General features: G+C 65.7%; 22 protein-coding genes and 1 pseudogene. 12 read left to right on the plus strand and 11 right to left on the minus strand.

The annotated features are described in order from the left end of the window. Window positions 1-28: 28 nt before the first annotated feature. Together OKW35_RS23595 and mctP are read left to right on the plus strand one after the other, a co-directional pair. Entirely contained in the window at window positions 29-226 is a 198-nt protein-coding gene (locus tag OKW35_RS23595) for a DUF3311 domain-containing protein (RefSeq protein ID WP_090807102.1), read from the plus strand. Beyond that, window positions 223-1,704, plus strand: coding sequence for a monocarboxylate uptake permease MctP (mctP, locus tag OKW35_RS23600; RefSeq protein WP_184064201.1), 1,482 nt, complete (start codon window positions 223-225; stop codon window positions 1,702-1,704). The genes OKW35_RS23595 and mctP overlap by 4 nt, the downstream gene beginning before the upstream one ends. Window positions 1,705-1,879: 175 nt before the next feature. Here mctP and OKW35_RS23605 read toward each other — a convergent pair whose 3' ends face one another. Beyond that, on the minus strand, window positions 1,880-3,112 hold the full coding sequence (locus OKW35_RS23605; protein WP_187611200.1) for an NAD(P)/FAD-dependent oxidoreductase: 1,233 nt from the start codon (window positions 3,110-3,112) through the stop codon (window positions 1,880-1,882). Window positions 3,113-3,364: 252 nt separating this feature from the next. Here OKW35_RS23605 and OKW35_RS23610 point away from each other — a divergent pair, with 252 nt between their 5' ends. From OKW35_RS23610 to OKW35_RS23625, 4 genes are read left to right on the plus strand one after another with little or no spacing between them, the layout of a single operon-like run. After that, window positions 3,365-4,267, plus strand: a complete 903-nt coding sequence (locus OKW35_RS23610) for a DUF3348 domain-containing protein (RefSeq protein ID WP_429553266.1) — start codon at window positions 3,365-3,367, stop codon at window positions 4,265-4,267. 10 nt (window positions 4,268-4,277) lie between these two features. After that, a complete protein-coding gene (locus tag OKW35_RS23615) occupies window positions 4,278-6,635 on the plus strand; it encodes a DUF802 domain-containing protein (RefSeq protein WP_429553267.1) in 2,358 nt (785 codons plus the stop codon). Then, window positions 6,632-7,285 carry an OmpA family protein gene (locus OKW35_RS23620; RefSeq protein WP_090807091.1) on the plus strand — a complete coding sequence of 218 codons (654 nt, stop codon included), beginning with the start codon at window positions 6,632-6,634 and terminating at the stop codon, window positions 7,283-7,285. Before OKW35_RS23615 ends, OKW35_RS23620 begins: the two co-directional genes overlap by 4 nt. Next, a complete protein-coding gene (locus tag OKW35_RS23625; protein WP_429553268.1) occupies window positions 7,278-7,910 on the plus strand; it encodes a DUF2894 domain-containing protein in 633 nt (210 codons plus the stop codon). The genes OKW35_RS23620 and OKW35_RS23625 overlap by 8 nt, the downstream gene beginning before the upstream one ends. 47 nt (window positions 7,911-7,957) lie before the next feature. Here the strand turns inward: OKW35_RS23625 and OKW35_RS23630 are convergent, their stop codons facing one another. Next, a complete protein-coding gene (locus OKW35_RS23630) occupies window positions 7,958-8,218 on the minus strand; it encodes a zf-TFIIB domain-containing protein (protein ID WP_429553269.1) in 261 nt (86 codons plus the stop codon). A gap of 7 nt (window positions 8,219-8,225) precedes the next feature. Continuing rightward, entirely contained in the window at window positions 8,226-8,978 is a 753-nt protein-coding gene (locus OKW35_RS23635; RefSeq protein ID WP_429553270.1) for a TerC family protein, read from the minus strand. 120 nt (window positions 8,979-9,098) lie between these two features. Between OKW35_RS23635 and OKW35_RS23640 the strand changes: the two genes are divergently transcribed. Continuing rightward, window positions 9,099-9,980, plus strand: a complete 882-nt coding sequence (locus OKW35_RS23640) for a LysR family transcriptional regulator (RefSeq protein WP_184064218.1) — start codon at window positions 9,099-9,101, stop codon at window positions 9,978-9,980. Between the two features lie 44 nt (window positions 9,981-10,024). Here OKW35_RS23640 and OKW35_RS23645 read toward each other — a convergent pair whose 3' ends face one another. Further along, a complete protein-coding gene (locus tag OKW35_RS23645) occupies window positions 10,025-10,207 on the minus strand; it encodes a hypothetical protein (protein ID WP_429553878.1) in 183 nt (60 codons plus the stop codon). A gap of 172 nt (window positions 10,208-10,379) precedes the next feature. Here OKW35_RS23645 and OKW35_RS23650 point away from each other — a divergent pair, with 172 nt between their 5' ends. Beyond that, window positions 10,380-11,054 (plus strand): HAD family hydrolase, encoded by a 675-nt coding sequence (locus tag OKW35_RS23650; protein ID WP_018423463.1) that lies wholly within the window; start codon window positions 10,380-10,382, stop codon window positions 11,052-11,054. A 12-nt stretch (window positions 11,055-11,066) separates the two neighbouring features. On the opposite strand, the gene OKW35_RS23655 is transcribed toward OKW35_RS23650, so the two are convergent. After that, on the minus strand, window positions 11,067-11,861 hold the full coding sequence (locus tag OKW35_RS23655) for a hypothetical protein (protein WP_429553271.1): 795 nt from the start codon (window positions 11,859-11,861) through the stop codon (window positions 11,067-11,069). A gap of 587 nt (window positions 11,862-12,448) precedes the next feature. Between OKW35_RS23655 and OKW35_RS23660 the strand changes: the two genes are divergently transcribed. After that, window positions 12,449-13,411: a response regulator gene (locus OKW35_RS23660; RefSeq protein WP_429553272.1), complete on the plus strand. Its 963-nt coding sequence runs from the start codon at window positions 12,449-12,451 to the stop codon at window positions 13,409-13,411. A gap of 41 nt (window positions 13,412-13,452) precedes the next feature. On the opposite strand, the gene OKW35_RS23665 is transcribed toward OKW35_RS23660, so the two are convergent. Further along, window positions 13,453-14,418 (minus strand): alpha/beta hydrolase, encoded by a 966-nt coding sequence (locus OKW35_RS23665; RefSeq protein ID WP_429402772.1) that lies wholly within the window; start codon window positions 14,416-14,418, stop codon window positions 13,453-13,455. Window positions 14,419-14,420: 2 nt separating this feature from the next. After that, a complete protein-coding gene (locus OKW35_RS23670; RefSeq protein ID WP_187611210.1) occupies window positions 14,421-14,948 on the minus strand; it encodes a thioesterase family protein in 528 nt (175 codons plus the stop codon). Window positions 14,949-15,202: 254 nt separating this feature from the next. Between OKW35_RS23670 and OKW35_RS23675 the strand changes: the two genes are divergently transcribed. Beyond that, window positions 15,203-15,547, plus strand: coding sequence for a DUF4148 domain-containing protein (locus tag OKW35_RS23675; RefSeq protein ID WP_429353140.1), 345 nt, complete (start codon window positions 15,203-15,205; stop codon window positions 15,545-15,547). A 199-nt stretch (window positions 15,548-15,746) separates the two neighbouring features. On the opposite strand, the pseudogene OKW35_RS23680 reads toward OKW35_RS23675, so the two are convergent. The 4 genes and pseudogenes from OKW35_RS23680 to phnC form a co-directional block, all read right to left on the minus strand. Then, window positions 15,747-15,980 (minus strand): annotated as a pseudogene (locus OKW35_RS23680) (EamA family transporter); the annotation flags it as partial. 98 nt (window positions 15,981-16,078) lie between these two features. After that, the gene (gene phnE / locus OKW35_RS23685) at window positions 16,079-16,918 is read right to left on the minus strand and encodes a phosphonate ABC transporter, permease protein PhnE (RefSeq protein WP_184064237.1); all 840 of its coding nucleotides are present in this window, start codon (window positions 16,916-16,918) and stop codon (window positions 16,079-16,081) included. Beyond that, window positions 16,915-17,892: a phosphonate ABC transporter substrate-binding protein gene (gene phnD / locus OKW35_RS23690; RefSeq protein ID WP_184064240.1), complete on the minus strand. Its 978-nt coding sequence runs from the start codon at window positions 17,890-17,892 to the stop codon at window positions 16,915-16,917. Before phnD ends, phnE begins: the two co-directional genes overlap by 4 nt. 59 nt (window positions 17,893-17,951) lie before the next feature. Next, complete coding sequence (gene phnC / locus OKW35_RS23695; RefSeq protein WP_184064243.1) at window positions 17,952-18,836, minus strand: phosphonate ABC transporter ATP-binding protein; 885 nt, start codon at window positions 18,834-18,836, stop codon at window positions 17,952-17,954. Window positions 18,837-19,148: 312 nt separating this feature from the next. On the opposite strand from phnC, the gene OKW35_RS23700 reads away from it, so the two are divergent. Then, on the plus strand, window positions 19,149-20,186 hold the full coding sequence (locus OKW35_RS23700) for a M14 family zinc carboxypeptidase (protein WP_184064246.1): 1,038 nt from the start codon (window positions 19,149-19,151) through the stop codon (window positions 20,184-20,186). Continuing rightward, a complete protein-coding gene (locus OKW35_RS23705; RefSeq protein WP_429553273.1) occupies window positions 20,183-21,043 on the plus strand; it encodes an alpha/beta fold hydrolase in 861 nt (286 codons plus the stop codon). Before OKW35_RS23700 ends, OKW35_RS23705 begins: the two co-directional genes overlap by 4 nt. Window positions 21,044-21,232 lie beyond the last annotated feature (189 nt).

The raw sequence follows: 21,232 nt of genomic DNA on the forward strand, positions 1-21,232 counted from the left end.
CGCTGTCGATAATACTCAGGAGACGTTCGTGGAGACCTCCCCCTCGGCCGGCCGTTCATGGCTCTGGCTCATTTTGCTGATCCCTTATATCGCGCTGCTGTGGCTGCCGTTCTATAACGACACGCATCCGCCGCTCGCGGGCTTTCCGTTCTTCTACTGGTATCAGTTTCTGTGGGTGCCGTTGACCTCGCTGCTGATTTACATCGTGTATCGAGGTCTCAAATGAGCGATCTGAATCCTGTGAACCCGGTTGCGATGACGGTCTTCATCGCGTTCTTCGTGCTCGTCACGGTGATCGGCTTTTTTGCGGCGCGCTGGAAACGCGGCGATCTGACTCAGCTGCACGAGTGGGGTCTCGGCGGACGGCAGTTCGGCACGGTCATTTCGTGGTTCCTCGTCGGCGGCGATTTCTATACCGCCTATACGGTGATCGCGGTGCCCGCGCTCGTTTATTCGGTGGGCGCGTATGGCTTCTTCGCGCTGCCGTACACGATCATCGTTTATCCGTTCGTGTTCGCAGTGATGCCGAAGCTGTGGAAGGTTGCGCACGCGAAGAACCACATCACCGCGGCCGACTACGTGCACGGCGAGTACGGCGGCAAGTGGTTCCCGGCGGCCATCGCGCTGACCGGCATCGTCGCGACGATGCCGTATATCGCGCTGCAGCTGGTGGGCATGCAGGTCGTGATCAAGGGGCTCGGCGTCAGCGGCGAATTGCCGTTGATCGTCGCGTTCGTGATCCTCGCGCTCTATACGTATGCAAGCGGCCTGCGCGCGCCGGCGATGATCGCGTTCGTCAAGGACATCATGATCTATATCGTCGTGATCGCGGCGGTATGGCTGATTCCGGTGAAGCTCGGCGGCTATGGGCACGTGTTCGCACTGGCCGATGCGCACTTCCAGGCGAAGGGCGGCGCGACCGGTATCCTGCTGAAGCCGAATCAGTACACGGCGTTCGCATCGCTCGCGCTCGGCTCGGCGCTCGCGGCGTTCATGTATCCGCATACGATGACGGCGGTGCTGTCGTCGGCGTCGGCAAAGACGGTGCGCAAGAACGCGATCTTCCTGCCGGCCTACACGGTGCTGCTCGGCCTGATCGCGCTGCTCGGCTATATGGCGATCGCCGCCGGCGTGAACGTGAAGTCGGCAAGCGACGTGGTGCCGACCCTGTTCGGCACGCTGTTCCCGTCGTGGTTCGTCGGTTTCGCGGCTGCCGCGATTGCGATCAGCGCGCTGGTGCCGGCCGCGATCATGTCGATCGGCGCGGCGAATCTGTTCACGCGTAATCTGTGGCGTCCGCTGGTGTCGCCGAACATCTCGCCCGAGGCGGAGGCAGCCAATGCGAAGATCGTTTCGCTGGTCGTCAAGTTCGGGGCGCTGCTGTTCATCGTGTTCCTGCCGACGCAGTATGCGATCGATCTGCAACTGCTCGGCGGCGTGTGGATTCTGCAAATTTTCCCGGCCATCGTGTTCACGCTGTACACGCGCCGTCTGAACACGCCGGGTCTGTTCGTCGGCTGGCTCGTCGGTATCGTGCTCGGCACGGGCCTCGCGATTTCGCAAGGGCTCAAGCCGGTGTATGGCCTGCATTTCGGCCACGAGAACTATCCGCTGTATATCGGCCTGATCGCGCTCGTCGCGAATATCGTCGTGAGCTTCGCGGTGTCGGCAGTGTCGCCGCGACGGGCTGCCGTGACGGCCTGATCGACGGTTGTCCGGCTCGATGAAGAACGCCGCGGGGCTGTTGGCCCGCGGCGTTTTTTATTGCTTCGACGGCTGGCGGCTTGGTTGGAGGCGTGCCATGAGGGCGGCTTTAGCGTGAGATGACGATAATTGAGCGATGAAGGCGGGGATTTCGAGCAGGCCTCAGAGCATCCGGCTAAAACCGCTCGACTCGAAACGGCCGCGGATCGACCAGCGTCTGCTCGCCGGTCATCATCTCGGCGATCAGCCGCCCCGTCACCGGTCCGAGCGTCAGACCATGATGCGCATGGCCGAACGCGAACCACAGTCCCTGATGTTTCGTCGCGGGCCCGATGATCGGCATCATGTCCGGCGTGCAGGGGCGGCGTCCCATCCACGGTTCGGCATCCAGACGTTCGCCGAGCGGAAACAGCGTGCGCGCGATCGGCTCGACCGCGTCGAGTTGCACCGGCGTCTTGGCCGCCTCGGGGCGCGCGATTTCGGCGCCCGTGGTCAAACGGATGCCGCGCGCCATCGGGGCGAGCACATAGCCGTGTTCGACGTCGAGAATCGGATGGTTCAACCGCGCGCTCCGACGCGGCGCGTAGTGCATGTGATAGCCGCGCTTGACCGCGAGCGGCAGCCGATACCCGAGCCGCGTGCTCGCGCGATCCGACCACGGTCCGAGCGCGATCACCGCCGACTCGGCCGTGATCGCCCCGTCCCGCGTCTCGACCTGCCAGCCTTCACGCAGCGTATCGGCATCGCCGATGAAGAACCGTCCGCCGAGCGCTTCGAAGTACCGCGCGTATGCGGTGACGAGCGCGTTCGGATCGCTGACCGAATCGGATTGCGGATAGCGCAGTCCGCCTTGCAGACGCTTGTCGAGATCGGGTTCGAGCTGTTGCAGGCGCGGCGCGTCGAGCGTTTCGAACTCGACGCCGTACTCGCGATGCCACTGTTCGGCGAGGGTGGTTTCGGCGTCGCGCGCGGCGGCATGGCGAAACACCTTGATCCAGCCGATCGGCCGCAGCAGCGCGCTGGCACCGGCGTCCGCGGCAAGCGCGCGATGTTCGCTGACGCAATGCTCGATCAGCGTCGCGTACGATTTCGCGATTTCCGCGTGCTTCGCCGGATGCGAGTTGCGCCAGTAGCGCCACAGGAACGGCGCAACCTGCAGCATCGCGTCGGCGTGATAGCGCACGTCGGGCGACTGGTTGCGCGCGTAGCGCAGCAGGGTGCCGAGCCCGCGCGGAAACGCGTACGGATAGACGCCTTCGCGCTGGATCAGCCCGGCGTTGCCGAACGAGGTCTCGTTGCCCGCCTGCTTACGGTCGATCAGCGCAACCGCGCGGCCGCGTTTCTGCAGATGCACGGCGACGCACACCCCGACAATGCCGGCGCCGAGCACCACGGTATCGAATTTCATGCTCCCTGCCCGCCTTGCGTGTGTTCTGTGTGTTGTCGACGCTCCGCCGTGTTCGTGCGCAGCGAGGCGCCAGCTTTCATCTTATACAGGGATAGGTCCGCTTCGCTATTGGCAAAAAAGCCGCGCTCGGGAAAACGCCCGAATGCCAGGTTCGATCGGGCAAAACCGTGTCTTTCGACGCACGATCGAGCGGGCGACTTCGGACTCGCTGGCGTCAGCGTGTAGACTGCTGACTTTTTTGCGTCCGGTGGTATGTTGCAAGCCCCTCAGCGCAGCGCCCTCACTGGGCCTGCGCTCGTTCGCTTACTGGCCCGTCTCGCCGAGGCCGACGTCGCCGAATCGCGACAATCGCTGGCGGATCGGCTGAGCCAGTGGCTCGGCTGGACCGACGCGATCGCGTTGTCGTCGGCGCTGGATGGCAAGCCGCCGTCCGTCGCTGGTGGCGCGCGCGCGTTCGGCCGTGCGGAAGAGGAAGAGTGCGCGCGCGTGCGCCGCTCGCTGGTGAGCGCAATCGCGAGCGATAGCGTGCTCGCCGGCTCACGGCGGCGTGGCCCGTCGCCGTCGTCCGCCCGGATGTCGGCGCCGCGCGTGGCGGTCGACACGCAGGCCGACTACGCGGTGTTCCGACAGCGCTATCTCGCGCTTCAGCAGTCGATGGAAACGGCGATCGGCACGTTGCGTGGCCGGCTGCGCGCGCTGCTGGCGACGCAGGCGCCGTCGCTCGCGCGGCTCGCGGTCGTCGATGCGGTGATGGAGCGTGCGCTCGGCGAGCGCGAGCGGAGTTTGCTCGGCGCGGTGCCCGGGTTGCTCGGCGGGCACTTCGAGCGCTTGCGCGAGGGTGAGAAGCGGAGGTTGGCGGAGGCGGAAGCAGCGGCCGAAGTTGCCGCCGATGCCGATCCCACGCGGCAGCAGTCGGCCGAAGTCGAAGCCGGCGCTGCAGCCATGCAGCCGGAAGCAGCCTTGGCTCAAGTCAAAGCAACCACCGCAGCCACGCGGCTCGCCAGGTCGACCGATGGCGGCAACGCTGCCGTGCCGCTCGCGTCCGAGGCGTGGCTCGACGTCTTCCGCAAGGACATGCAGAGCGTTTTGCTGGCCGAGCTGGAGGTTCGTTTTCAACCGGTCGAAGGGCTGCTAGCGGCTCTTCGCGCCTGCTAACTGGGACCCCATGTCCAGATATCGTATCGATCTCGTTGTATTTCTCGCGGGGCTCTCCGCGGCATGCTGGATCGCCGTCGGTTATGCCGTTTCCAATCCGCTCGCGTTCGTCGTCACGCTGCTGATCGGCGTCTTCTACGTGCTAGGCGCGCTCGAATTGCGCCGCTATGGTCAGGCGACCGCCACGCTGACAGGCGCGCTCGCCGCGTTGTCCGGACCACCGCCGAGCCTCGCCGCGTTTCTCGAACCTGTCCATCCGAGTCTGCGCAATAGCGTGCGGCTGCGCGTCGAAGGCGAGCGCGTCGCGTTGCCGGGACCGGCGCTGACGCCGTATCTGGTCGGTCTGCTAGTGCTGCTCGGCATGCTCGGCACGCTGCTCGGCATGGTGATGACGCTGCGCGGCACCGGCCTTGCGCTGGAGAGCGCGAGCGACCTGCAGGCGATCCGCGCATCGCTGGCCGCGCCGGTCAAGGGGCTGGGCTTCGCGTTCGGCACGTCGATCGCGGGTGTCGCGACGTCCGCGATGCTCGGGCTGCTGTCCGCGCTGTCCCGCCGCGAGCGGCTCGAAGCGGCGCAACAGCTCGACGCGAAGATCGCGACGACTTTGCGCGTCTACTCGCAGAGCCATCAGCGCGAAGAAAGCTTCCGGCTGCTGCAACGCCAGGCCGAAGCGACGCCGCTGCTGGTCGAACGTCTGCAGACGATGATGAGCGCGCTCGAACAGCAGAGCGCCGCGTCGAATGAGCGGCAGATCGCGAGCCTCGACGCGTTTTACGGCCGCACCGAAGCCGCCTATCTGCGGCTCGCCGGTGTGATCGAGCAGTCGCTGAAGGACAGCGTGGCCGGCAGCGCGCAGGCCGCCGGCAAGGCCCTGCAGCCGGTCGTCGAAGCGACGATGGCCGGCCTCTCGCGCGAAACCGCCGCGTTGCACGACGCGGTCACCCAGGCCGTGCAGCGCCAGCTCGACGGCCTGTCGAGCGGCTTCGCGGCGACCAGCGCGAACGTCGCCGAGATTTGCCACAGCGCGCTCGCCGGACATCGGCAGGCGAGCGACGAGTTGGCCGCGCAACAGCGCGCTTCGGTCGAACGCGTTGCCGAAGCGTTCGAACAGCGCTCGCTCGCGCTGCTCGACGGCGTGTCCGCGCGTCTCGAAGCGACGGCGAGCGGGATCTCGCAGGCTTGGGGCGACGCGTTGGCTCAGCAGCAAAGCGCGGGCGACAAACTCGCCGCCAACAACGAACAGGCGTTGGCGCGCGCCGCCGCGACGTTCGAGCAGCATGCCGCGGCGTTGCTGAGCGCGGTCGGTAGCTCGCATGCGAACTTGCAGACCGAACTGAGCGCGGGCGACGAGCAGCGTTTGGGCGCGTGGGCCGAGGCGCTCGACGCGATGGGTGCGAAGCTCAGCGAACAATGGCAGCAGAGGGGTGCGCAAGCCGCCAGCCATCAGCAGCAGATCTGCGACGCGCTTGCGCAAACGGCACGCGATATCTCCATGCAGACGCAAACGCATGCCAGCGCGACGATCGCCGAAATCGATCGACTGGTTCAAGCCGCGGCTGAAGCACCGAAGGCGGCGACAAACCTGCAAGCCGAACTCGCCGCGCGCGACGAACAGCGCTTCGCGGCATGGACCGAAGCGCTCGCCGCGATGACCGCAAAGCTCGACGAACAATGGCAGCAAACGGGTTCGCAAACCGCGACCCGTCAGCAGCAAATCTGCGACGCACTCGCGCAAACCGCACGCGATATCTCCGCGCAGACGCAAACGCATGCCAGCGCGACGATCGCCGAAATCGGGCGCCTCGTGCAAGCGGCGTCCGAAGCGCCGAAGGCCGCTGCCGAAGTCGTCGCGGAGCTGCGCCAGAAGCTCTCCGACAGCATGGTCCGCGACACCGCGATGCTCGAAGAGCGCAGTCGTCTGCTCGCCACGCTGGAGACGCTGCTCGACGCAGTCACCCACGCGTCGACCGAGCAACGCACGGCCGTCGATGCCTTGGTCTCGACGTCGGCGGGTCTGCTCGAACGCGTCGGCAATCGCTTCACCGAACACCTCGAGCACGAGACCGGCAAGCTCGGCACGGTCGCCGCGCAGGTCACCGGCAGCGCGGTCGAAGTCGCGAGCCTCGGCGAAGCATTCGGCGTGGCCGTTCACACCTTCGGCGAAGCGAACGACAAGCTCGTCGCACATCTCGAACGCATCGAAGCAGCGCTCGACAAATCGCTCGCGCGCAGCGACGAACAGCTCGCCTACTACGTCGCGCAGGCGCGTGACGTGGTCGACCTCAGCGTGATGTCGCAGAAGCAGATCGTCGAAGACCTGCAGTTGCTGGCCGCGCAGCGCGCGAGCGCCGGAGCCGACGCGGTATGAGCGAGGACATCGACGGCGGCGTGGAAACCTCCGCGCCGATCTGGGCCGCGTTCGGCGATCTGATGTCGGTGCTGGTCGGCGCGTTCGTGCTGATTCTGGTCAGCGTGATCGGCGTGCAGCTCGAACTGTCGAGCAAGCTCGAGCAGGAGGTCAAGCAGCGCCAGGCTGAAACGCAGCGCCGCAAGACGCTCGAACAGGCACTCGCGGGACCGCTCGCGGCGGGGCGCGTGACGCTCGTCAATGGGCGCATCGGCATTAGCGGCAACGTGCTGTTCGCGCTGAACTCCGCCCAGCTGCAGCCCGAGGGTCGCGCGCTGCTGAAGAGTCTCGCCGGGCCGCTGTCCGCGTATCTGCGCGCGAGCGATCAGATTCTGATGGTCAGCGGCTTCACCGACGATCAACGCCTGCGCGAAGGCAATCGACGCTTCGCCGATAACTGGGAGCTGTCGGCGCAACGCGCGTTGACGGTCACGCGCACGCTGATCGACGAGGGCGTGTCGGCGTCGTCGGTGTTTGCGGCGGCGTTCGGCTCGGAGCAGCCGGTCAGTTCGAATGCCGACGAACCCGGCCGCGCCAAAAACCGCCGCGTCGAAATCGCGCCGGTGCCGCGGCCGTCGAGTGCGGCGGCAGCGGAGAAGTCCGGTGCTTGACGACGCGATCCACGCGGCTCGCGCGAGGCTCGATGCATGGCGCGCGAGCGGCGCGGCTCGGCTCGATCCGGTGCGCTTTCATCTGCTCGACGCGCTTACGCGGCGCGCGGCACAGCACAGCGGCGAGCCGCGACGAGTGCTCGAGCAACGATTGGCAGGACTGCTGGCCGACTATACGGCCGAGGTCGAGCGTGCCGCTGCGGACGAGAGCGCGTCGCAAGCCACGTCCGGTGAAGCCAACGCGGCCAACGACGCCACGCTCGCGGCGCTGATCGAACGCCTCGCCCGCCACCACGCGCGCGCCGATGCTCCGCACGCTGCCGCCTATCCCGATCTGCCCGCAGTCGACTACTTCCGCGAAGTCTGGTCCAAACTGCGCACCGAAAAACAGTTGCGCCAGTCGCTCGCGCAGGTGCCAGGCAACGCGGGGCCGCTCAATTCGAGCAGCCTCGTACATCGCGCGCTGTCGTTGATGCGCGAGCTGTCGCCGGAATATCTGAAGCAATTTCTGTCGTATGTCGATACGCTGTCGTGGCTCGAGCAGATGAACGGCGGCGCACCGCTCGAGAAGGAAGCGCCGCGCGCCGCGACGACCGGCAAGGGCGTTCGCAAGAAGGCGCGCTGATGCGCTGACGGCGGTTGGAATTTGCGTGCGCCAAGCCGCCGAAGCGTTCAGTCGAAGTCGAACACATCGAAAATCGAGCGCTTCTTTTGATACCCGCGATGTTCGTCGCGACGCTCCTTGTAACGCTGCCGCTCGCTTTCCAGGGCACGCTCGCCGCGCCGCGAGCCGTCGCCGTCATCCTGCGCAATCAACTTGTCCAGTTCGCCGCGATCGAGCCATACGCCTCGGCAGTCCGGACAGTAATCGATTTCGATCGAGCGGCGCTCGGTCATCAGCAGACCGGTCGTTTTGCAAACTGGGCATTTCATCACGGCATCACTCCTCGCTGCTTGCCAGACGTTTCGTTTTCGCGCGCCGCGCGAGCATGTTCATCGCCTCGACGAACGCGGAAAACGCCATCGCCGCATAGATATACGCCTTCGGAACGTGCGAGCCGAAACCATCGGCGATCAGTGTCATGCCGATCACGAGCAGGAAGCTCAGCGCCAGCATCACGATGGTCGGATTGCGATCGATGAAGCGCGCGAGCGGCTGCGCCGCGAACAGCATCACCATGATCGACACGATCACCGCGACGAACATGATCGGCAGGTGCTCGGTCATGCCGACCGCGGTGATGATGCTGTCGACGGAAAACACGAGGTCGAGCAGGATGATCTGGCCGATCGCGGCCGCCACGGTCAACTGCACGGTCGAGCTGGTTTTCGCGGCGAGTTCGTCAGTGGGGATCATGTGCTGACGGATTTCGGTGGTCGCCTTCCACACGAGGAACAGGCCGCCGCCGACGAGGATCAGATCGCGCCACGAAAAGCCATGATTGAACAGCGTGAACGCGACCGCGGTCAGCTTCGTGATCCACGCGATGGTGCTGAGCAGAAGCAGCCGCATCACCAGCGCGAGCAGGAGCCCGATGCGCTGCGCGCGCGGGCGTTGCGCTTCCGGCAAGCGGTTGCTGAGGATCGAAATGAAGATCAGGTTATCGATGCCGAGCACGATCTCCATCACGATCAGCGTGACGAGCGCGGCCCACGCGGCGGGATCGGCAACGAGTGCGAACAGGGAGTCCATGAGGTGGCGGAATCGAGTGCGCCGCGAGCGGCGGAACCGCCATCATGGGCTTATTCGCGGTTCGAATGAACCAGTGATAACCTGAACGACGTTTCGGATTTTTCGAAGTATCGGATCAGCATGCTCAACTATCGTCACCTGTACTACTTCTGGATCGTCGTGAAGGAGGGCGGCTTTGCGCGCGCGGCCGGGCGGCTCGACATGGCCGTGCAAACGATCAGCGCGCAGGTGCGCGAGCTCGAGAAAGCGCTTGGGCGCCAGCTGTTGAAGCCGGCCGGGCGCGGCGTCGCGATGACCGAGGCCGGCGAGCAGGCGTTCGATCGCGCGGAGCAAATCTTCCAGCTGGGCGAGGCGTTGCTCGACGAGATGCGCGAAGCGAGCGGCGCGGACTCGGTGCGGCTCGCGGTTGGGCTGTCGGATGGGATTTCCAAGCTCGCCGCGCATGCGTTGCTCGCGCCGGTGCTGGCCACGCCGTCGCTCAGGCTGCTGTGTCACGAGGGGGAGCCCGCGCAGCTGTTGTCGGAGCTTGCGCTGCATCGGCTCGATCTGGTGCTCGCCTGTCAGCCGGCGCCGCACGGCGCGGATCTGCGCGTGCTGAGCCAGCGCGTCGCGGGCTCGCCGGTCGACTGGTACGGGCCCGCGCAGGTCGTACGCAAGTCGGCGCGCGACGGCTTTCCGCTCTGTCTCGCTGACCTGCCCGTGCTGCTGCCGACCCGTCACGGCGCGCTGCGCGCGCGGCTCGACCGATGGTTCGAGTCTCAGGGAATCAGGCCGCGCGTCGTCGGCGAATTCGAGGACAGCGCGTTGATGGCGGTGTTCGCGGCGCGCGGGCTCGGCGTGTTTCCGCTCGCCGAGCTCGGCGCCGAAGATCTCACGTTATTGAGGGGCTTGCGCTGGCTCGGCCGCGCGGACGGCGTGATCGAGGAGATTCACGCAATCCGCTCGCGACGCGGCCAGCATCATGCGCTCGCGTCGCAGGTGATCGCGGCGGCGCAGTCGTGAGGGCATCGCACTGTCGCGGCGCGCCACGCCTGCGCCGCGCGAGATCAGAACGCGTGACGCATGCCCACCGTCACCGCGACTCGCGTATTCGTCGACGTCGGCGGCAGCGTGTCGATCATCGCGTGCGACAACACCGAATCGGCCGGCGGGCCCTGCGAGTACGAAAGGCCGAAGCCGTACGAGCGGTTGTTCGCGAAGTTGCCGGCCTTGTTGCCGAACGAGTTCATCGTCTCGAACGTCAGACCGTGGTAAAGCGAAATCGGAGCAAATACGCGCCCATCTGCGGGAATTTGCGCACATCGTGTAGAGACCGTAAGCGTCGTCAAGGGCGACGAGCCGCCCTGGCCGTTTCATCGACACATGGCATAGTGATTGAACCCATCATCACCGGAGGCCGGCATGCGCATCCAGACATCCTTTCTTTTCGACCTCGACGGCACGCTCGTCGACAGCGTCTATCAGCACGTGCTGGCGTGGAAAGAGGCGCTCGACAGCGAAGGTATCCCGCTGTCCGTCTGGCGTATCCATCGCAAGATCGGCATGAGCGGTGGGCTGTTCACGGACCAGTTGCTGCGTGAGACACACGGCGAGATCAGCGTCGAACGCGCCGAACGGCTGCGGCACGCGCATGCGGCCGCCTATCAGCGGATGCGCGCCCAGGTCTGTCCGCTGCCGGGCGCGCGCGAACTGCTCGACGCGCTGACCCAGGCCGGCACGCCGTGGGCCGTCGCGACGAGCGGGCGGATGGAAACCGCCGCGCTGAATCTGGCGGCGCTCGGCGTCGATCCGGCAAAGGCGGTAGTCGTCACGCGCGACGACGTCAAATACGCGAAGCCCGATCCCGACCTGTTCCTCGCCGCGGCCGAGCGGCTCGGCGTGTCGATCGAGCACACGGTCGTGGTCGGCGACAGCATCTGGGACATGCTTGCGGCCCGCCGCTGCCGCTCGCTCGGTGTCGGCCTGCTGTCGGGTGGCTATGGCACCGAGGAGCTGGAGCGTGCGGGGGCGTTGCGCGTCTACGACGATCCGGCCGATCTGCTCGCGCACCTCGACGAGGTGGCGTCGCGGCCGTGAGCGCCGCGTCGCTCAGGGTTTGATGATGGGCGGCTCCGCGGCGGGCTGCGTCGGTCCCACCTTCGACGATTCGCGGACCAGCCGATCGGTCATCGCCGACGCGACCGGATTCGTGCCGCGGCCGCTACCCGCGCCAGCCCCCGGGGGATTGGCAGACTGCAACGGCACGGTGACGCCGGACGGCATCGGCAGCGACGGGTCGGGTTTCGCCGATTCCTTGACCAGTTGGTCCGTCAGCATCGCGGCGACCGGGTTGGCGCCATTCGGGTGCGTGTCGTCGCGCCGGCGGGCATGGGTCTGGTCGATGCGCGGCCCGTACAGCGGCCTCGGTTGAGCCTTTTGCTGTGCGTACGACTGCGACTTCGAGGGGGCGTGCGCGCCTGCGGCCGGATTGGCCGCGGGCGGCGCCGCGTTATCGATGCGGCCGCTCGCGGTCTGGCTCGACTGGGGCGTGACGCTCGGCACGGGCGCGGCCGCTGTGGCGGGCAGGGACGGGGCGGGGGCGGGCGCCGCAGCAGGCGCCGCAGCAGGCGGCTGAGCGGCGCCCGGAGCCGGAGTGGCCGACTCCATCTGCGGCAGCGCCGATTGCGGCGCGGGCGGGCTCACGGGTTGCGCAGGCCTCACGCTGGCGCCAGCGGCACGCGTCGCATCGGTCTGCGGTTCCGATTCCACCGCGCCGGTGACGCTGCGGGTCACCGCGCCGGTCACGGCCGGCGCCTGATCGTCCCTAGGGTACAGCAGATAACCGGCGACGCCCGCATCGACCACGAGCAGCCCGACTATCATCATCTTGCCGGTATTCGTCATATCTAAGCAACAACCATTAAGCAACTGCGATTGACTGATGATAAACGACCATTTCGACATCGACGCTTCTTGTCGGCATATTGCGGCGCGTCACGATGATTGATGTCCGAACGGACCTGGCACGAACGGCGCGCGCTTGCCGCTAAAGCCATTCGCCGGCACGACGGAAGCGGACATTTTTTCCGCATGCCGCGATTTTCTTTTTCGACCAATTAGTCCCCCGCAATTGCGCGGCCGGCGCCTGCAGGAATGCGATTTAAGTTGTGCCGCCAATGCGTGGAGCCTGTACTATACGAACCAATGCAGACGACCGGCAGCCACGGTTCGATTATCCGACGTGTGAAAGCGACTTGCAGCGACTGGCTCGCAGCGCACATGCCGGCAGGCCCGCGCCAGGCTGCGACACCCGAGACGCGCGAACAGCGACGGCAGGCGGTCACCGGTAGTAGCGACAAGAACCCATTGATCATGCGGACCCGCGGGCGAGGCATCGCCCGGCATTCCTTGGGCAGTCGCTTGGCGAAACGTCAGATCGACCGACCGGTCGGTCGAGGGCATTCGCGGCGGCGTGAGAAACACGTGAAGATATGAACAACTTTATTCGACCTCCCGTTTTTTATCCGTCCACAGTGGTTTTCGTCGACGACAACGACAGCTACCTCGACGCGCTCCGCCGTTTCTTCCCGGGCACCTACACGAACCTGTTTTTCACGCGTCCGCAAGCGGCCCTCAACTATATTCGCCAGCACGCACGCGAGAATTCGCTCGAATTCGCGGCAGCGTCGGCGTGTCTGAGCGAACCGGGCGTCGAGCGCTTCGTCGAGACCTCGGCGGAGCGCGACATCGTCGCGCAGCCGTCGCGCTTCGAGGAAGTGGCGGCGGTCGTCGTCGACTACGACATGCCGGGCATCGGCGGCGTCGAGTTTTTGTCGTCGATCTCGCACCTGCGTTGCGCGAAGGTATTGCTCACCGGCGTCGCCGATGAAACCGTCGCGGTGAAGGCCTTCAACGCCGGCATCGTCGACCTGTACCTGCGCAAGACCGACGCGGATTCGGCCAATCGCCTCACGCATTTCCTGAAGGACGCCAAAAGCCGCCATTGCGCGGAGTCGGGCTGGCTCGCGCTCGGCGAAAACGGCATGACCTACTGCGATCCGCGCACGCGCAAGATGATCGACGAAGTGGTGGCCGCTCAGGGCATCGTCGAGTATTACTGGCGGCCCGAGCAGAACGTGATCCTGATGTTCGACGCCGCGGGCAACCCGAGCGTGTTCGTCGCGTGGGCCGAGAACGACTGGATCTCGCAGGGCGAGATCGTCGCCGACGAGGGTGGCCCGTCCGACCTGCTGCGCCAGCTCGCCACGCGCGAGGTGATGCCGCTGTTCTGGCCGGACCTCGCGTATCGTGGCGGCATGAAGTTCCGGTCGCTGACGCCCCAAAGCATTCCTGGCTGGGACGACGCGTTCTTCGGCTGGACCCGCATAGAGCTGGCCGAGGTCGGCCTCGATCTCGTCACGTTCGCGCAGTGGCGCAGCGACCGCCATCGCTGAGCCGCGATAACGCGCCGGGCGCGGCGGTGCATATCGCCGCGTTAATGGCGTGCGTTTTCGCGGAGAAATTCGCATACAGCCCTGTGCATGGCCTGCACGCCGGGGCTTGTTTCAAGCGCGCGCCAGCATCCATGCACGAGCCCCGTGCCGACCAACAGCCGGGCATCTCCACCAGCTTCGCGAATCCGCTCGACGAACACGCGCGCGTCGTCGCGTAGGGGGTCGTGCTCGGCGCCGATGGCCAGCGTCGGCGGCAGCCCGTCGAAGCGGGTTGCGGCGAGCGGGATCGTCCACGCGGGGCCGGGCGTTGGGTCGGCTTCCTCTCCTTTTCCCCAGTAAGCGTCGCGAAACTTATGCACGTCCGCGAGCGTCAGCATCGGCGCATCGGACTCGGTGTCGCGCGCGGGCAATTGCGGCTCGGTGCCGAGCATCGGATAGACGAGCGCGATGCCGCGCACCCCGCTCGCACATTCGTCACGCAGGCGTAGCGCGACGCTTGCCGCGAGCGTGCCGCCGGCGCTATCGCCCGCGAGTTGCAATGCGGCGCGCTCTGGGAGGTCGAACGGCAGGCGGTGGTTCAACGCGGCACGCGTGATCTCGAGGCAGTCGTCGTGCGCGGCCGGCGCGCGATGCTCAGGCGCGAGCCGGTAGTCGACCGCGATCACGTCGAGGCCGGTGTCGGCGGCGAGGCGCGCCGTCACCATCTGATGACTGTTCAGCGAGCCGAGCACGAAGCCGCCGCCATGAAAATACAGCACCGTGCCGCGGATCGTGCCGTGTTCGCTTGCCTTCGCTGGATGCCGGTAGAGCCGTAGCGGGATCGCATGGCCCGCGTCGGTGCGAAAGCTTGCGTCCTGTGTGGTGAGTTCGCTGGGCAGTGGCGGCGTCAACGTCGCGGCGTAGCGGTCATACAGCTCGCGCTGCTCGCGCGGCGTCATCGCCGCGTGATGCGACGGATAGAGCGCGCTCGCTCGTTCGATAAAGGCGGCGATTTCCGGCTCGAGCATGGTCACTCCGTTTGAGTAGTGTTTCCCGTTTGCGCTGCGCATGGCAAAGCGATCACACGTCCCGCGAAACGCGCCGGCGGCAATGCCGCATGGGCTTGCGCGAGTTCGTGTACGCGCGCTTTGACGTCCGGATCGAAAGCAACGCCGCGCGGTCCGCTGGTATCGACGTGCAGCAGCATCTGCTCGCCCGCGGCGACGGGGCCGGTGCGTTGGCTTTGCGTCGTGTCCAGCGCAAACATTTCGACGTACACGTGAATACGTTTCGCGTCGTAGCCGAGCACGCGCATGTCGACACGCACCTGCGTGCCTTGTTTGATTTCATGCAGATAGTTGAGATGCGCTTCGAGCGTGTAGATCGATCGATGCCGCTCTTTGCGCACCGCATCGGGCAGGCCGATCAGATCGATCAGCCCGTCGACCGCGAGACTGAAGATCAGCAGGTAGAACGCGTCGCGCATGTGGCCGTTGTAATCGACCCATTCGGCACGCACGCCGTCGCGGTAAGAGGGCAGGGCAACGGGATGCGACATGGGCGTCTACCTCCTCGATCGAATGCGATGGCTGCGGCGCGTCGTTGGGCGTTATCAGTGTAGTGCATCGCGTTGAGGCTGCGCCGGAACGTGGTGGCCTCGAATTGTGGCCGCTATGGCAACAGTGAATTCATGGTTCAGGGCTTACTACGTGGCTCGACCGGCTTCTAAACTGCCTTAACCGCTGCGGATGGCCGATGGTCGCACCAGGCTCCGCGGCAATCGCATGAAGCCATCTCGGGAGGTTGGAAATCATGAAGTCCATCAGGTCGCTGATCGAAGCAGGGGCTATCGCCGCTCTCGTTGCCGCGCCGCTCGCGGCATTTGCCCAGTCGAATCCGGCCGATCAGCCGCTCGCGCGCGCTCAGGTCCGCACCGAACTGATTCAGCTCGAAAAGGCCGGTCATGATCCGTCCAATGCGAACGTGATCGACTATCCGGCCAATATCCAGGCGGCCGAAGCAAAGGTCGCGGCGCAAAACCAGGCTGCGCAGAATAGCGGCTACGGTGCGCCGTCGAATGGCTCGTCGCAGCGCAGTGGCCGCACCGATTTCGCGCCGACTTCGTATTCCGTGCCGGTGGTGAATTACACGCGTTGATTGCAGCGTGTACAACTAACGTCACTTCCGAAGTGCAGCAACGCGACACCGTCGAATCTGACGATTGGCGCGATCGACAGCACGGGCTGAGGCTTCAGTTCACCGTTCGTCGTGAGCCCGACGGGCGCGGGCACCGACCAGCAGCGCATCCTCGGTGCGGGCGCGACCTACGATTTCGGCTTCGTCAACCTGCTCGTCAGCGCCGAAAGGCGAGCGAGACGATGCCGCACGACACGAGCGCGATGCCGGGCGCGGCGAGCGGCTTCAGCACCTCGCCCGCGAACACGAGTGCGCCGACGAACACGAGCAGCGGCGAAAGACCGCGCGCAATCGGATAGACCTGACCGAAATCGCCGCTTCTGTACGCGCGAATCAGCGCGAGCAGATAGCCCCATTCGAGCACTGCCGACGCAACGATATACGGCCACGCGGCCACGCGGTCACGGTCAGCACCGGCAGCGGCAGCAACAAGGCCGGAATGGCGTTTTGAATCCGGCTGCTCAGTGCCGCGCGCGCGAACGCGCGCCATCCTCAGATCACCCGTTCACGCAGCCACGCCGAGCCGAGATCGATCACCGTCACGACGACGATCACCATGATCATCACCGCGGCCGTCTGCGCATAGTTGAAGGAGCGGATCGCTTCGTACAGCACGACGCCGATGCCGCCCGCGCCGACCATGCCGACCACCATCGCCGAGCGCACGTTCGACTCGAAGCGATACAGCGCGTACGAGATCCACAGCGGCAGCACTTGCGGCAGCACCGCATAGACGATTTCGTCGAGGCGCGTCGCGCCGGTTGCGCGCACGCCTTCGGCCGGGCGCGGATCGATCGCCTCGACCGCTTCTGCGAACAGTTTGGCGAGCACGCCCGTCGTATGCACCCACAGCGCGAGCACGCCGGCGAACGGCCCGAGGCCGACCGCGACGATGAACAGCATCGCGAAGACCATTTCGTTGATCGCGCGGCATGCGTCCATCAGGCGGCGCATCGGCTGCACGACCCACTGCGGCGCGAGATTGTGCGCTGACATCAGGCCGCAAGGCACCGCGCAGACGAGGGAGAGCGCGGTACCCCAGATTGCGACCGCCAGCGTCACGTACATCTCGTGCACGTAGCTGCGCCACTCGGTGAAGTCGGGCGGGAAGAAGTCCGCGGCGAACTGGCCCATGTTGGCCGAGTCGCTGAGCAGATCGAGCGGCCGCATGTCGGCGCCGTGCCACGCGCCGCCGAGTACCGCGAGCACCGCGATCCAGCCGAGCAACGACCACCAGCTGCGCTTGCCGGCACGATCTTTATCTTGCGCCGTCCGCGCGGCGGCCGCTTCGCTCGCGCGCGCGGGCGACGTGCTCAGATCGGCGGAGTTCATTGCTTCGACTGTGCGTTGCTGAGCGCGCTCAGCTTCGCGTCGAGAGCGGCCAATTGCGTCTTGCGGTCGCTATCGGACAGATGCGCATCGTTCTCGATCTTCTGCTTCTGCTGGAACAGCACGATCTCGCGAATCGGCAGCAGTTGCCGATCCGACGATGCCTCGAAGCCGCTGTACTCGGTGATGCCGGCCATCACCGCTTTTTCGTGCAAATCGGTTTTCGCGTAGTTCAGGAAGAACTTGCGCAGCTTGTCCTTCGTCGCTTCCGGCAGATCCTTGCGCCACACGAGCGGGTCCGAGGGAATCAGCGGCGAGGTCCACAGCACGCGCACCTGCGCGAACTTGTCCGGATGCTCGCGCTTGAGCGTTTCCATCATCATGCTGTTGTTGGTCGCGATGTCGATCTTGTTGTTGACGACGGCCAGCAGATTCGCTTCGTGGCTCGACGGCAGCACGCTCTTGAACGACGTGTAGACCGGCGCGTTGTGCTTCGCGAACAGGTAGTAGCCAGGCACCAGCGTGCCCGACGTCGAGTTCGGATCGCCGAACCCGAGCGTCACGCTCTTCGTGTCCTTGAACACGTCGTCGAGCGTCTTGAAGCGGCTGTTCACGTTGGTGATCAGCAGCGAGTAGTAGCCGCTGTCGCCGTTCGCGTGCTGCGCTTTCGCGAATACTTCGCCACTCGAACGATCGACGGCTTCGATCGCCGACGCGTTGCCGAAATAGCCGACCTGCACCTTGTTGAAGCGCATGCCTTCGATGATGCCCGCGTAATCGGTCGCGAAGAATGCCTTCACGTTCAGGCCGGTCTGTTTCTTCATGTCATCGATCAGCGGTTCCCAGCGTTGCTTGAGCACCGCCGACGAATCGGTCGAGATGATCCCGAGGTTGATGTCCTCGGCGTGGGCCGCGGTGATGCAGGCAAAAGCGGCAGCGCCGGCCGCGAGCGTGATCAGGGAGCGCAGGAATTTCATCGGTTGAGATCCGGTTGAGTGGACGGAGAGAATCAAAAGCGCGCGACAGCGTGCGCGGTTCAGTTCGACGGCGCGGCGTTCAACGCGAACGCGTAGCGCGCGGCGGCGGTGTCGGGGGCGTCCGGCTCGTCGTGAGTTTCGTCTGCGTCGTGCGTCGCGTCATCGAGCAGTTCGCGCGCATCGCCGCCGTAGAGTTTCTTTAGCAGCGCGGGTGTCAGCGCACTGGAAGGGCCGTCGTAGACCACCTTGCCGCGACGCAGCGCGACCGTGCGCGGGCAGTACTGCAGCGCGATGTCGACCTGATGCAGCGACACCAGCACCGTGATCCGGTGCTCGACGTTCAGCGCCTGCAGCATGTCCATCACGCGGCGCGACGACTCGGGATCGAGCGAGGCAATCGGCTCGTCGGCGAGCACGATTTGCGCACGTTGCACGAGCGCCCGTGCGAGCGCGGCACGTTGCTGTTGACCGCCCGACAGGTTCGCGGCCCGCTCGCGCGCATATTCGCCGATCCCGACCTCGTGCAGCGCGGCCCGCGACAGCGCGCGTTCCGCGCGCGGGAAGCGGCCGGAGAGACGGCGCCACCACGGCAGGCGCGCGAGCGCGCCGATCAGCACGTTGGTTTCGACCGACAGCCGGTTCACCAGATTGAACTGCTGGAACACGAAGCCGATGTCGCGGCGAATGCTGCGCACCTCGCGCACGATGCGGCCGTTCTGCTGGATCGGCCGGCCGAGAATCTCGATTTGCGACGGCTGCGCGTCCGACGCGGTAAAGCCCGCGATATGCCGCAGCAACGTCGATTTTCCCGAGCCGGACGCGCCGATCAGCGCGACCATTTCACCGGGCGCGACGCGCAGATCGATTTCGTCGAGCGCTTTGCGGCCGTTACCGAACGTCTTGCTCAAACGCTCGATTCGAATAGCTTCACGGATCGCTTCCATCTGTATTCCCTCTTGCATCCGGCCACTGCCGGCAGGTGTGGGCACATTCTAGGAAGCGACTGTGACGGTTGAGTGAAGGCATCGCAACGTCTAGACGACTACATCTTTGTGCGTCGCGTTTTCCGCTGTGTCATGTGTCGTCAGGATGGCAAAACGAAGTCATTGCGAAGTCAGTGATTCGAACGGAAAGTGACATACGGATGACACGATTCGCGTGCACACGTGCGCGCTCGCGCGTGCTGACACACAGCCAGGCTATAGTGCGGGTTTTCCGGCCGTCCTTAATAATCCCGACACTCCGGTCACGCCGTCATGCCGACTCCTTTGAGCTTTCTTCCGGACAGTTTTGCCGAATATGAAGATCTCAAGTCGATACTCGACCAGGGCAGAGCGAGCTTCGAAATCCGCGCGGTCTGCGAGACCGAGGTACGCGGCCGGCGCTTTTCCGTCTACACCGCGAGCATCGGTTCATCCGATCCGCTCGCGCCAGCCATTGGCTTTTTCGGCGGCATTCACGGGCTCGAGCGAATCGGCTCGCAACTCGTCCTCGACTATATGCGCGCGTTGCTCGCTCGGCTCGAATGGGACGAATTGCTGGTGCGGCAATTGCAGTCCATCCGGCTGATCTTTTTACCGATCGCGAATCCCGGCGGCATGTGGGCAGCGACGCGCGCGAATCCGCGCGGCGTCGACCTGATGCGCAACGCACCGCAAGACGCCGACGCGCGCGTGCCGCTGCTGGCGGGCGGCCAGCGCGTCGGCGCGTGGTTGCCCTGGTATCGCGGCCGCGCGGGCGAGCCGATGGAGGTCGAGGCGGCCGCGCTGCTGCATGTAGTCGAGACGCAACTCGCCGCGCGGCCGTTGAGCATCGCGCTCGATTGCCATTCCGGCTACGGCTGGAGCGACAGCATCTGGTTTCCGTACGCCCGAACCCGCCGGCAGATGCCGCATCTGCCCGAAATGTACGTGTTGAAGAGCATGTTCGAACACGCGCATCCGCATCACGGCTACACGTTCGAGCCGCAAAGCCATCAGTATCTGCTGCACGGCGATCTGTGGGACTACGCGTATGACCGCACGCCGGCGCCGAACGTCTTTCTGCCGATGACGCTCGAACTCGGCTCGTGGCTGTGGATCAAGAAAAATCCGCGGCAGTTGTTTTCGCGGCAGGGCATGTTCAATCCGGTCATGGAGCATCGCACCGCGCGCGTGCTGCGGCGCCATGCGAACCTGTTCGACTTCCTCGCGCGCGCGGCGTTTTCGGCGCAGCGCTGGCTGCCGCAAGGCAACCGTCGCGAGCAGTTGCTGCAAAGCGCGCTCGATCACTGGTACGGGCCGGATCGCTTATGAGCACGTGGATTCTGCTGCGCGGACTGACGCGGGAAACGCGGCATTGGGGGCGCTTGCCGGCGGCGTTGCGCGAAACCCTGGGTCAAATTTCGGGCGACCGCTTGCGCGATGCAACCCCAGCCGCAACGAGCACGACCGGCTTGCGTTTGCTGCTGCTCGATCTGCCTGGCAACGGTGAATACGTGCGGCGGCGCGCGCCCGCGAGCGTCGCGGGCATGGTCGCATTTGTGCGGCAGGCAGCGCTCGAAACGGGTGTGCCGGGCCCCTACAACGTGCTCGCGATGTCGCTCGGCGGCATGGTCGCGACCCACTGGGCACAGCGTCATCCCGGCGAGATCGAACGGCTCGTGCTGATCAACACGAGCATGCGGCCATTCAGCCGCATGCACGAGCGGCTGCGGCCGTCGGCGTGGCCTGGTCTGCTCGGCGTCGCGGCGCATTGGAGCGATGCCGCCGATGCCGAGAGCGGCATCCATCGACTCACGTGCAATAACCTCCGCACCTTGGGCGCGGATCTCGCTGCCTGGACCGCGATTCGCCGCAGCGCGCCGGTGAGCCGCGCGAATGCGCTGCGGCAATTGTGGGCGGCCGCGTGCTTTAGCGCGACGCCCGCCGCGCCGGAGTGTGCACTGCTGATTCTGTCGTCGGATGCCGATGGGCTCGTCAACCCGGTCTGTTCGGCGAAGCTCGCGGCGGCGTGGGGCGCGCCGCATCGCAAGCATCCGTGGGCCGGCCACGATCTACCGCATGACGATCCCGCGTGGACGGCCGCGCAGATTCGCGCGTGGCTCATCCAGCGCGCCGAGGATAGCGATGCGGCCGCGCCGGCACCGGCGCCCGCAAAGCCCGCGCGTTGAGCCGCGCACGGCGTTGCCGCGCCGCAGCGATGCTAGATGCTATGTGGGAGGGCGGCGATTCTTCGACGACCGGTCAGCGGGTATTACCTGACTGCGCGAAACGGCCGTATCGCGTACGGCAGGCGCATAATTCCAAGTCAGACGTTGCCTGCGAATCACGCGATACTCACCATTGCCGCCAGCCAGGGG

Origin of the sequence: Paraburkholderia sp. MM5477-R1, assembly GCF_050436385.1 — a bacterium.
Classification (GTDB): Bacteria; Pseudomonadota; Gammaproteobacteria; order Burkholderiales; family Burkholderiaceae; genus Paraburkholderia; species Paraburkholderia tuberum.